The sequence below is a fragment of the Pseudomonas sp. 05N434 genome (genome assembly GCF_056396965.1).
Genome location: NZ_JBFTMK010000247.1, coordinates 1 through 10,902, shown reverse-complemented (window position 1 = coordinate 10,902; position 10,902 = coordinate 1). Strand labels below are relative to the sequence as shown.

Here is a 10,902-nt window from a genome sequence, read left to right as displayed (position 1 = left end):
CGCTAGCACCGCACCAATTGCGGGCAAGCCAATGGCCGGGCCGGACATGCTTTCTGATCTGGAAGCTCGCCGGGGTGGGGTATTTCCATGCAGATGCCAAGAGTGATCTCCATATGTGTGTATTTTTTTATAAGTTTTTTATCCATGCCCATATTAAGAAAAAAGATGTAAAGAGGGCTATCGCGCCCACCATCCTAAGCATGTTCAAGTAGTTGTTTGATCTAACCAGGGTCTTGAGTGGGTGGTTTTTTGATGCGTATGCCCAGTCAGCCACTTTTATTGCAATTTCTCGGGTTTGCTCGAGAAAAAACAAGCACATTACTCCTACTGAGAACAGTATAATAATCAATAATAACAATCCGACGCTTTTCATTCTCACCATCCTGATCCAGCCTTCCCAGCCTCTTGGGAGGAATAATTGTAACTAGCACCTAGTTGAGGCGAAATCAATCCAACCCCTGTTGCAAACCCATTACCTGGTGACCACGTCTCAGAAATCCCCCCCAGAAACCAGCAGCAGCGTTAACTCCATTTCCCGACAAGAAGTTATTGAGCTGATTTTCTATAGCGTTACATGACTGGTTTATCCAGTTTGCAGTAATGCTTCCAGTTATAATGTTAGCAGACTTTCCAAGTTCTGCACCTAATACGCTCCCGTACCAGTTCCCATATCGATCTAAACTAGCAGTTCCCGATCAGCCAAAATACGTGTCCGTTATTGGATTTGGAATTGCGATATTTATATTTACTGCGAGGAAGTCTGGAAGACGCCATAGCCCTAAAGGGTCAATGTAAGAAACCGGATTCCCGCCAACATAACCATACGTATTAATCCCCCCCCCGCAAGTCCAATCGGATCTCCCGAGATAAACCGTCCAAAGCCTGGAGAGTAATACCGTGCCCGATAATAATAGACACCCGTGCCATCATTTTCCCGCCCGGTGTACTGCTGGCTGTTGGTACTGGCGGAGCCGGGGCTGCTGGTTTGGCCATAAGGGTCATAGGTGTATTGCGTGGTGAACGCGCCAGTGCTGTCGGTAAGCGCTTGGGTTGAACCCAGCGCATCAGTCAAGTAGCTGTAGGTGTTGCCGCTGGCCTCGGTGCGGCTGAATACTTCGTCCAAACCGCCCGTAAGGAGATTGGCCTGTACCGTGGGGGTGACAGTACCGGTCAGCTCTTGCACCAGATTGACACCGTCGAAGACATAACTGGTGGTCTGGCCGGAAATTGTCTTCTGGCTGCGCCTGTTGGCCGCGTCATAACTGAAACTCCCGGATACGGTTCCCGTGAGCGTGCTCAGGCGCTGGCGCGAATCCCAGGTGTAAGTGTTGCTGCCGTCACTGGTCATATTGCCGTTGGCGTCATACAGCAAGGAGGCACCGCTCCATGCCGTCAACTGGTTAGATAAACGCCACCAAATCGGTTTTTCCAGGGGCGTCAGAACCAGAGGGCGACTGGCTTGGATGAGCTGTTTTGTCGTGTCCATAGCGATAACGATCAAATGCAGAGTTACCAGCCACTAGGGTGCGTTCGTAGGCCGCGATGGCTTGTGCAACTTGCGTGGCCATTAACGTCTCAGGGGAGGCCGCATACACCTTCTCGAAAGCCGCAACATACTGAATGTCCTGCCGAATGGTATGGAGTAACTGCGCCTCATCATTCACGGCGTGTTCGATCGGGTTAAAGAGGGGATCCGTAGCCTGCGACTTGAGGCTGTCACGGCGCCCGTCCCAGAACTGAGTTCCGGCAATAGCCGCATTGACGAGGGTAGGTGTGTTGCGTGTTCCAAGCTGGCGATGGATGCCCTGGGCGCGCGGCAAACCGTCGATGAAGCCTCGTTCGGGATTATGGCAAGAGGCACAGCTGATCGAGCCGTCAGCACTCAGACGCTTGTCAAAGAACAGCGTTTTGCCAAGCTGGATTTTTTCCACCAGATGCTCAGGTGACGAGGCATCTGGTATGGGCGGAAGCCCCAGCAGGTTATCTACGGCTTGCTCCGTACAAGACGCCGATAATCCGGGAAGAGAGTCAGCCATAACCGTGCCGGCAGGCAACAGCGCCAGGCACATGCTCAGGCAATGCATGCTGCGCATGTTCAGTTACTGGTACTTAGCGGGCTGAAATCGGGAGCCGGGATGCCAGAGGAGGGAAGCAGCGTGTTTCGTATCAATACAATGGCGAATGCTCAGCATTTGCTGCCGAGACTTTAGACCTGAAGCCACCATAAGCACCTCCCTGTGAACCGGAGCCACATTGGGCTCGTCGTACACGTCGTATGCACAGCGGTTGGAACACTTGTGTGTTCACGATGGGGTCTTCATTCCATGACCTTGGGGGAGATCGAACGTCCGCGATCCCGAGCATCCAGCACGAGATGACAGTAGTACAGGGTTTGAAAACTTGCCAATGGGACTGGAAAGCGACCGGTCAGGATGGCTTTCTGCAGTCGAGGATTTCGCGGGTTTGCGCTTTCCCCTCGTTGACTTTGTCGCGAAGCGTTAACAGGCCCTGGGTTACGGGCAAAGAAGCTGTCGTCGTTGATGTGGATGCCAACCCTGAGCGGACACTCGTCAATGTCCGTCAGGGTCGAAAGCTGCTTGCTCCGCTATTGAAGCGGAACATACACGTCAGTTTGCCATTGATCCTGCGGCGTCTCGGGATAGACGCTCAGGTAATTGAAGAACAGCGGGTGGTCACGGAGTTCCTCGCCACTGGCAGGAAGCCAATCGCGGTAAATCGGATAGATCGTTTCGCCGATGTGATCCGGTGACCCCGTATGTCGCACCACGACGCAGCGACCGCCAGGAATGACGATCTCGCGCACGCCGAACTCATTCGGCGCCACAGCCTCGTGAATCTCGCCGCAGATGGCGAAGCGGAATGCTTGTGCAGGTGTCGTGTCGGGGTTGCCATAGGGAATGCCAAAGCTGCGACTCGATGCCACCGGCGACTGTCCGCTCTGCATGCGCCACTCGATGAACTTGCGCACGCTCTCATTGACGAGCCCGGGTGGTCCGCAGTGCTCAAGCGCTGCGACCCTGACTTCTGGGAATTCCACGATTCGTACTTGCATGATGATAGTCCTGGAAAAATGAGGGATTGCGAATACCGCATTCCAGACCTGCCAGTTCGGTTCCTTCCTGAACGCACTCGGGGTCATGCCGAACGCCCGCCTGAACGCCCTGCAAAATGCCTCGGGGCTTTCAAAGCCGGCACCGAGTGCCGCGTCCAGTACCGAGTGATCAGCGAGGGAGGCCAGGCGATGTGCCGCGCGTCGTAGCCGCATCAGTTGCACATAACGTGAGACCGGCACACCCGCGAACGCGCTGAATTGTCGATGGAAGTGAAACACCGAAAAGTTCGCCACATGACTCAACGTCTTCACCGACAAGTCACCTTCAAGATTGGCATCGATGTAGGCGAGTACGGCGTTGAAGCGTTTTGTGTAGGCGAAGTTGCTCGGCATGTCAGACACTGGGAAAAGGCTCCTGGAAGTACGGTCGGCAATAGAGTCGACTATAGCGGTGTAAACGCGCCTAGCCGCGTTTGCTCAAGGTATGTTTTGGGTTGGCCAATGCGATCTCTTCCACCATGAGACACCGTATACCCAGTCCGATCACTTCTGATCGACTGTTGCTGTCGTTGTGAGGGCAGCAATTACCCCCAGGCAATCATCGAGAAGAGACCCGACAAGGGTGCGCTAAAGTTATGCGGGTCATCGATCAATTGTGATCCGCTGTTCGCGCTGCTTCCGTCTCTGGAGGGCCCAATGCCGCCCATCATCACATGCCTGGTGGCGCTGTCTGTTCTTGGCCTGACTCCTGTAGTGCAAGCCCAGACTAACGCCTGCCCACCTGGCGAGAAACAAGTACCCCAGCGTCCTTGATGCCGCGCACTACAAAGTGAGCGACAACGGCCAATTCAGCGCCGCCACTTCCATGCTGCAAAACCCCGACGTCGGTGCCGTGACGCTGATCGACATCATCCTCTTCCGGGACACTCAAACCGCAGAACAGGACATCGCGCTCTGGGCTCACGAACTGAAGCACGTGCAGCAGTTTCGGGAATGGGGGGTAGAAGGATTTGCCCAGCGCTATACACAAGATTTCAATGCTGTGGAGGCGCCGGCTTATGCCATACAGGCTGAAGTTCGACGGTCGGTGCGGGGAGGGACTCAATGAAGGGTAGCGAAGCCGCCTGACATTACAGGCATAAAGCAGTCATTATTGGCTGAAAGCAGCCTGTCAGTTAGGGAAGAGTTGAATGGTGTTCAGGGTGATGGTGGTCGGTGGCTACGGAAACTTCGGTAGCATCGTTTGCAGGCATTTGGCGGTAATGCCAGATGTGGAACTGGTGATCTCGGGCCGCGATCCACACAAGTTGCAGCGCAAAGTCGATGAGTTGAAAAGCCAATCGGGCACTGTCGCCGAAAGTTGGTGCGGCAATGCCATGGGCACTGAGTTCAAATCCGTTTTGCGCTCGATGGACATCCAGTTGGTCATCCATACTGGCGGCCCGTTTCAGGGGCAATCCTATGCGGTCGCCGAGAGCTGCATCGAGGCTGGCGTGAACTACTGCGACCTGTCTGACTGCCGAACCTTCGTCAACGGCGTTGGCGTACTCGATGCCTTGGCGAAACAGGCAGGAGTGGCGATCCTCAGTGGCTGCAGTTCGGTGCCGACGCTATCGTCAGCCATCATCGATCAGCAGCGCTATCGCTTCAGTCGTATCGACTCGATCGAGCATGGCATTTCCTCTTCGGCGAAGATGCCGGGATTGTCGACCGTCGAAGGCGTACTCGCCTACGCAGGTAAACCGATCAGGCAACTCAAGAATGGCAAGGTGCATGAAGTGTCGGGTTGGCAGGATCTGACGCTGCGCAAGATGCCGCATCTGGGCACTCGCGTGCTGGCCAATGTCGATGTGCCGGACATGGATATTTTCGCCAGCCGCTATGGCGCGCAAACCCTGAGCTTCAAGGCCGGCGCGGGCTTGAAACTTGGTGGTGTCGCCAACTATCTGCTGGCTCAGGCGTTGAAGATCGGGCTGGTTCGCGACCATGCCCTTTGGGCCGCCAGACTGCATCGGCTGGGGACCCGGTTTGAACGTTTCGGCGATGGTAAAAGCGCGATGTACATCGACGTTCAGGGCAGGGGAGTTGACGGGAAACCGCTGGCCATGACCGTGCAACTGACGGCCATGAATGACAAGGGGCCGCAAATCCCAAGCTGCGCATCTGTAGCCTTGGCCGCGAAAATGGCCCAGGGCTATGTGCCGCAACCCGGTGCCAGGGCTTGCGTGGGCGAAATTACCGTCGATGAATACATGGCAGCGATCAACGATCCGGACAATTTGAGCCTGTCTGTGCAGTTCTCTGGCGAGCTGCGCTGACATGCTCTATCTGTGCTTGAAGTACCTCCACGTCATTGCCGCGATTTTCCTGTTCGGATTCGGCATGGGCTCCTACCTCTACCTGATCGCTGCCAGCCGCACGGCCAACCCTCAAGTGATCGCGCATGTGGCCCGAATGGTCGTGCGCTTCGACACCTGGATTACCACGCCGGCAGGCTTCGTTCAGATCATCACGGGCTACCTGCTGATGAGGCTCTCCGGACTTCCCATGACCACGGAGTGGGTACTGACTTCGTTGATTATCTTCTTCTGCGTGGGTTCGCTTTGGCTGCCGGTGCTGGTGTTGCAGAAGCGGCTGTACCTGATGGCGTCGTGCGCAGTTGAGGCCGGAAGCGGACTCGATGATGAATACCGATCCGTGTACAAAAAATGGTGGTGGATGGGGGTGGTCGGTTTTGTCGGGATGTTTGTGATTGTGCTGATGATGGTGACGAAGATGACGCCGGTGCAACTGGTTGGGCTATTGGGGTAGCAGGATCGGCTGGCTCAAGACCTCTGCCAAACATGAACGCGAGGCGATCCAGTTAATGTGGGTGAGGGCGTTCATAGGGGCGCTTTCAAAAAGCGTTGTTCATGATCAGGATCCGGCAGCAAGCACGTGTCGTATTTCCCGAAGAGCCGATAACGATTAAGCGCAATGCGGTCGTATGCCCAATCTCGAAGCATGCGAGGGAAGATGCGCAACAGGTTCACTGGGCGCCAGAGAGCGGGCAACTGGGCGATGACTTCGAAAAATGCATCCGAACGCTCCCAGAAGTGTCGGTCGCGGATCACCGCCATGGTGTCGAACTGATCCACGGGCAAACCTGCCCACGCGAGCAGGACTTGCCCCTCGGGTGACTGAACCGCCGCCAACCGCACGCGCTGCTGGCGGTCATGGCGAATCAAGAACCTCGCCCAACCATTGCACAGCTTGCAGACACCGTCGAACAAGACCACCGTCTCTCCTGGTTTGAGCAGCGGCGCGGGTGAGGGGCGGATTTTCGAGGTGGGCATAAGCGTGGATCCAAGGGAACCTGATTATCCCGGATCATAACCGCGTGCCAGCGTTAAAGTCTGCATTTCGCCGAAGGGGGGCTGCTCCTTGCCGGCAGCTGCAATATCATTGTTCCTTTAATATCAGCCAAGGAGGCATCCATGAGTGTGCGTGGTAAAGACCGGCAGATCGACAATATTGAATTTAATGTCGACGACATTGCTCGCAGCAAAGCTTTCTACGGCAGTGCGTTCGGCTGGACATTCGTCGACTACGGCCCAACCTATACGGAATTCAGTGATGGCCGCCTTACCGGTGGCTTCACTACGGGAGAGCCGGTTCGACCTGGTGGCCCTTTGATCATTTTGTACTCGGATGATCTCGATGAGGCGCAGCAACGGCTCAAAGCCTTGGGCGCTGTTATCACCCGCGAAACATTCCCGTTCCCTGGTGGAAGCAGGTTCCACTTCATTGATCCGGATGGCTATGAACTGGCCGTTTGGACAGCTCGGCAGTAGGGCTCAGGTCGGCCCAAAGCGGTCCATTACCAGGGTTCGCTTTGGGCCGATACTCAAGCGGCAGGTGCGGGGCGAGCCATGACCCTGGTCGCATAAATTTGAAATGCACAGCGTTGCTCGCCAGAATCGCGGGCCGATCCGGTCAAAGGTGCCGGACGTTCGTGGTGAAAAGGGGCAACAGTTGAACCAACAGACATTGTCCATGCGCCTGGAACGCGTGGCGGCACATGTGCCAGCAGGTGCGCGCCTGGCCGATATCGGCTCGGATCACGGCTACCTGCCTGTGGCATTGATGCGCCGTGGCGCCATCGTGGCGGCGGTGGCCGGAGAGGTGGCATTGACGCCATTTCGCTCGGCCGAACGCACCGTGCGCGAGAACGACCTGGACCAGTGGATCACCGTGCGCCTGGCCGATGGCCTGACGGCAATCGAGCCGGGAGACGGGATCACGGCAATCAGCATCTGCGGCATGGGCGGCGAGACGATCCGCGACATTCTCGACAGCGGCAAGGCACGTCTGAGCGGCCAGGAGCGCCTGATTCTTCAACCCAACGGCGGCGAGCAGCCACTGCGCCAATGGCTGATGGAAAATGGTTACTGCATCCTCTGCGAGGAAGTGCTGCGGGAAAAACGCTTCGACTACGAAATCATCGTCGCCGAGCGCACCGGGCCGGTGATGTACACCGCCGAGGAGCTGTATTTCGGTCCGCTGCAGATGCAGGCACGCAGCTCGGCATTCCTGATCAAGTGGCAGCGCCTGTTGCGCGAGAAGCAGCGGACCCTGAGCAGCTTCGCCAAGGCGCGGCAGGCCGTGCCCGAGGAGAAGGTGCAGGACGTCGCCCTGCAGGCCCGGTGGATCGCCGACCTGCTGGCTTGAGCCCTTGACTAAGTAATTGCAGGGGTAAATTTCAACCTGACGGTTGCTGCTCTTATAGGGCTTGCGGGTTAGCGGCAGCACAGGCAACCGCTGATCAGCGGTTGATCGGGGTCGCTTTCGAGAAATGTAACCATGACTTCCATACCCGTTCGGGGGGGCGTCATTCCACAACTCCAATTGGAGGTCCCCCTCAGCCAACAACAACTCTTGTCGTCAAATCTACCTTCGCGGTCCCAGGGGAACTTGACCTTGACCCTTCCGAGGCGCCTATCACCCTGGATCTCCTCGTCTTCCAGAGCGATGATCACAGCGGTGTGGTTACTTGGTACCTGAGGTTTCTTGTGAGCCAAAGGCGGACGATAGGACACGTCCCACGGAAGAACGATAAAGCGGTTGCGGTAACCCTGATGAAAGTCATCCTCGTTGTTTGTGTTGCCACTGGCGATGTTCTCGCTCAATACCTGTGGTTGCTTGCCTTCGTGGATGATCTGAGTCAGTAACCATCGGTCGTTCCATTCCTGGCGCGGGTGGCCAGAGATCTCCAGAACATGGCCACTGACTAACCGGGTCTGGTCACCTTGCCCTTCGGCTTGACGATAAGCCGCATGGCGGCGCTCCATAGCACGCAGACTTATCTGCTTGCCGTGCTCATGGCTTGTGAAAGGCTTCAGCTTGTCATCGTTTTCCATGCCTGGCTGTTGCTCGTTTCTCCCCAGACGTAGGTTGAAGCGCTTGATCAGTGGCTCGTTGGCCACTCTATCGCTCTCTTGTCCATAAGCAGTGGGTTGCCCAATCCTGGGAAAAGCCGCCTGGTCATCGCCAAAGACCAGCACGTGGCCTTGAGCGCTGTGTTGGAAGTGGAAGTGGATACCTTCTTCTTCGCACAAGCGCTGAATAAAGTGCAAATCCGTTTCATCGTACTGGGTACAGTAGTCACGCTCGGGGTAGGTCGACCCCAGATGAAACCGATAAGCCTCACCCACAATCCCGTGTTCTTCCAGTATCAAGGCGACGATTTTCGGCACCGAGAACTGTTGATAGATCCTCTGGTTGATGCGGTGGCGCAAGTAGGACAGGTGCGGTACGAGGGCCAGATTGTAGTGCGTCAAACGCTGATGATTACCGCTTTGGGCGATGTGATAGATCCGTCCATGGACGCCGTTGCCCTTCGCGTCGAAGGTCAGAAAAGCCTCTACGTCGAAGAGGCTTTCGAGATCCAGGTCAGACCGCTCGCTAACAAGCTCCACGTTGAAGAGGTAAGGCCTGCTGATCGCCTCATCTCCGGTGAATGCGAGTACTTGAAAATCGTGCGCAAAACCGTCGATGGTCAAACTGAAAGACGTCTGATTGGCTGGGCTGAACATCCACTGTTCTCTTCTTGCATAAAGTGTTGAATCGGGGCTGTCGCAGATGTCAATGTCAGGAAGCCGGGTAAGTCCAGCTCAGGGCAAGAGCCTATAACAGGCACTAATCCACTAATTTGGCGCTCTTGTATATTGGCGTTTGCGTCTTACTTTCCGGACATAAATAGCCTCAACCTGCTGCTCAAGCACGTCTGCGTATAAAATAAAGACATGCATAGAGCAACAGGCGACAAATCAAGTCAGATCACACACCACTCTTCACTTTGGTCCAGATCCGCGTGCGGATTCGCTCCAGCTTCAATGGCAGTGGCTCAAGTGGGATAAGTGTGGCAATGGTCTTTTTGTCTGGATAAATCCAGGGGTTGTCTCGCAACTTCTGTTCGACAAACTCAGCGGCATCTTTGTTAGCGTTAGGGTAGAGAGTGTGGTTTGAGGTCTTGGCAATAACTTCTGGTCGCAACATGTAATTAATAAACGCCATACCTTCCTTTGGGTGKGGCGCGTCTTTTAGAAGAACCAGATTTTCCGACCAGACCAGCGCTCCTTCGCGAGGAAGGCTGTAGGTAATCTTGCGTCCAGTGTTGGTCTTCTCGTTGATGGCCTGCGCAGCAAGGGCACCATTAGCCCATCCCACGACTGCACAAATATTGCCGTCAGCCAGGTCAGCGTCAATTCGGGAGGAGTCGAAATAGAGGACGTAGGGGCGGATTTTTAACAGTAGGGCTTGAGCTTTCTGGTAATCATCCGGGTTCCTGCTGTTGCTGGGGAGCCCAAGGTAATGCAACGCAATCGAAATGATCTCACTTGGAGAGTCAAGCATTGCCACACCACACGACTGGAGCTTACTGATGATTTCTTCTTTGAAGATCAAATCCCAGCTATTCACCGGAGCATTATCACCCAATGCCGCTTTGACTTTGTCAACGTCATAGCCAATGCCGGTAGTACCCCATAGATAGGGCACAGCGTAGCGATTACCAGGATCATTGACCGCGACCTGGGACAAGATATCAGGATCGATATGGGACAAATTACTCAGTTGATTACGATCCAGCGGCTGAAGTACTCCCGCCTGGATCAGGCTTGGCAACACATTGGAGGTGGCCACAACCACGTCATACCCCGTGCGCCCAGCCATTACTTTGCTCTGCATGATTTCGGCGCTGTCGAAAGCATCCATATGCACTCTGGTGCCAGTTGCCTGCTCAAACTCCTTTGGGGTCTCCGGTGCGAGAAGCCCGAACCAGTTGTACAGATGCACCCCAGGCTCTACAGCTCCCACTGATGTGCTCATCCCAGCACAGAGAAGCGAGGCCGAAAAAATGGTTCGCAAACGTGATTTTCTCATGCAACATCCTTATCAAGACGATGTGCCCTCATGGCCATCGTAAGTCCTGCCAGCGAATATACCGTGCGTTACCGAATAGTAAATACCTACGAATACTTACCTCTGACCTACGAATCCCTAACCCTAAAGGGGTAGAAAATGCCGTTCGACCTTCATAGCCTGGCTTGGCACCGATCGATTGGGAAGCTGATCATGCAGTTGAACCGTCCAGAATTCTGGAGTTCGCTTGTTCGTATATTAAACGAATACGTGCAAATCGATAATTGGGTTGTATTGATCTTTAGCAATCAACAAGTGCAAGTCGTTAGTCTTCCTGAAGTCGCAGATGTTGAAGAGGTAGACGCGTTCATTCATCGCTATGTGAAGGGGCTTTACCTGCTGGCTATGTGAAGGGGCTTTACCTGCTG

The 10,902-nt window shown here is 55.0% G+C and carries 11 protein-coding genes and 2 pseudogenes; 7 read left to right on the top strand and 6 right to left on the bottom strand.

The window, feature by feature from the left end; genetic code table 11:
* The coding region (locus tag AC1DLB_RS16645) for a hypothetical protein (protein WP_477785299.1) at window positions 1-212 on the top strand (212 nt) is incomplete at its 5' end.
* A gap of 566 nt (window positions 213-778) precedes the next feature.
* Here the strand turns inward: AC1DLB_RS16645 and AC1DLB_RS16640 are convergent.
* From AC1DLB_RS16640 to AC1DLB_RS16630, 3 genes are all read right to left on the bottom strand, one after another.
* Window positions 779-1,486 (bottom strand): RHS repeat-associated core domain-containing protein, encoded by a 708-nt coding sequence (locus tag AC1DLB_RS16640; protein ID WP_477745589.1) that lies wholly within the window; start codon window positions 1,484-1,486, stop codon window positions 779-781.
* Complete coding sequence (locus tag AC1DLB_RS16635) at window positions 1,401-2,093, bottom strand: cytochrome-c peroxidase (protein ID WP_086944930.1); 693 nt, start codon at window positions 2,091-2,093, stop codon at window positions 1,401-1,403. Before AC1DLB_RS16635 ends, AC1DLB_RS16640 begins: the two co-directional genes overlap by 86 nt.
* Window positions 2,094-2,605: 512 nt before the next feature.
* Window positions 2,606-3,475, bottom strand: coding sequence for an AraC family transcriptional regulator (locus AC1DLB_RS16630; RefSeq protein ID WP_026286372.1), 870 nt, complete (start codon window positions 3,473-3,475; stop codon window positions 2,606-2,608).
* Between the two features lie 294 nt (window positions 3,476-3,769).
* Here AC1DLB_RS16630 and AC1DLB_RS16625 point away from each other — a divergent pair.
* The 3 genes and pseudogenes from AC1DLB_RS16625 to AC1DLB_RS16615 all read left to right on the top strand — a co-directional run bounded on the left by AC1DLB_RS16625 (window position 3,770) and on the right by AC1DLB_RS16615 (window position 5,884).
* A pseudogene (locus AC1DLB_RS16625) lies at window positions 3,770-4,181 on the top strand (eCIS core domain-containing protein).
* Between the two features lie 82 nt (window positions 4,182-4,263).
* Window positions 4,264-5,391: a saccharopine dehydrogenase family protein gene (locus AC1DLB_RS16620; protein ID WP_477744668.1), complete on the top strand. Its 1,128-nt coding sequence runs from the start codon at window positions 4,264-4,266 to the stop codon at window positions 5,389-5,391.
* A gap of 1 nt (window position 5,392) precedes the next feature.
* Window positions 5,393-5,884, top strand: coding sequence for a DUF2269 family protein (locus tag AC1DLB_RS16615; protein WP_436275569.1), 492 nt, complete (start codon window positions 5,393-5,395; stop codon window positions 5,882-5,884).
* Between the two features lie 71 nt (window positions 5,885-5,955).
* Here the strand turns inward: AC1DLB_RS16615 and AC1DLB_RS16610 are convergent, their stop codons facing one another.
* Window positions 5,956-6,408 carry a thiol-disulfide oxidoreductase DCC family protein gene (locus AC1DLB_RS16610; RefSeq protein WP_064618657.1) on the bottom strand — a complete coding sequence of 151 codons (453 nt, stop codon included), beginning with the start codon at window positions 6,406-6,408 and terminating at the stop codon, window positions 5,956-5,958.
* Between the two features lie 141 nt (window positions 6,409-6,549).
* Between AC1DLB_RS16610 and AC1DLB_RS16605 the strand changes: the two genes are divergently transcribed.
* Window positions 6,550-6,906, top strand: a complete 357-nt coding sequence (locus AC1DLB_RS16605) for a VOC family protein (RefSeq protein ID WP_477744669.1) — start codon at window positions 6,550-6,552, stop codon at window positions 6,904-6,906.
* A gap of 181 nt (window positions 6,907-7,087) precedes the next feature.
* The gene (locus AC1DLB_RS16600; RefSeq protein ID WP_477744670.1) at window positions 7,088-7,783 is read left to right on the top strand and encodes a tRNA (adenine(22)-N(1))-methyltransferase; all 696 of its coding nucleotides are present in this window, start codon (window positions 7,088-7,090) and stop codon (window positions 7,781-7,783) included.
* Window positions 7,784-7,851: 68 nt separating this feature from the next.
* On the opposite strand, the gene tssI is transcribed toward AC1DLB_RS16600, so the two are convergent.
* Complete coding sequence (tssI, locus tag AC1DLB_RS16595; protein ID WP_477744671.1) at window positions 7,852-9,147, bottom strand: type VI secretion system tip protein TssI/VgrG; 1,296 nt, start codon at window positions 9,145-9,147, stop codon at window positions 7,852-7,854.
* A gap of 244 nt (window positions 9,148-9,391) precedes the next feature.
* Window positions 9,392-10,495: a polyamine ABC transporter substrate-binding protein gene (locus AC1DLB_RS16590; RefSeq protein ID WP_477744672.1), complete on the bottom strand. Its 1,104-nt coding sequence runs from the start codon at window positions 10,493-10,495 to the stop codon at window positions 9,392-9,394.
* Between the two features lie 138 nt (window positions 10,496-10,633).
* On the opposite strand from AC1DLB_RS16590, the pseudogene AC1DLB_RS16585 reads away from it, so the two are divergent.
* A pseudogene (locus AC1DLB_RS16585) lies at window positions 10,634-10,876 on the top strand (helix-turn-helix transcriptional regulator); the annotation flags it as partial.
* Window positions 10,877-10,902 lie beyond the last annotated feature (26 nt).

Excerpts from the sequence above, each read along its gene's own strand:
- AC1DLB_RS16615 (WP_436275569.1), top strand. The coding sequence starts at position 5,393 with ATGCTCTATCTGTGCTTGAAGTACCTCCACGTCATTGCCGCGATTTTC.
- tssI (WP_477744671.1), bottom strand. The coding sequence starts at position 9,147 with ATGTTCAGCCCAGCCAATCAGACGTCTTTCAGTTTGACCATCGACGGT.
- AC1DLB_RS16620 (WP_477744668.1), top strand. The coding sequence starts at position 4,264 with ATGGTGTTCAGGGTGATGGTGGTCGGTGGCTACGGAAACTTCGGTAGC.
- AC1DLB_RS16605 (WP_477744669.1), top strand. The coding sequence starts at position 6,550 with ATGAGTGTGCGTGGTAAAGACCGGCAGATCGACAATATTGAATTTAAT.
- AC1DLB_RS16610 (WP_064618657.1), bottom strand. The coding sequence starts at position 6,408 with ATGCCCACCTCGAAAATCCGCCCCTCACCCGCGCCGCTGCTCAAACCA.
- AC1DLB_RS16640 (WP_477745589.1), bottom strand. The coding sequence starts at position 1,486 with ATGGACACGACAAAACAGCTCATCCAAGCCAGTCGCCCTCTGGTTCTG.
- AC1DLB_RS16635 (WP_086944930.1), bottom strand. The coding sequence starts at position 2,093 with ATGCGCAGCATGCATTGCCTGAGCATGTGCCTGGCGCTGTTGCCTGCC.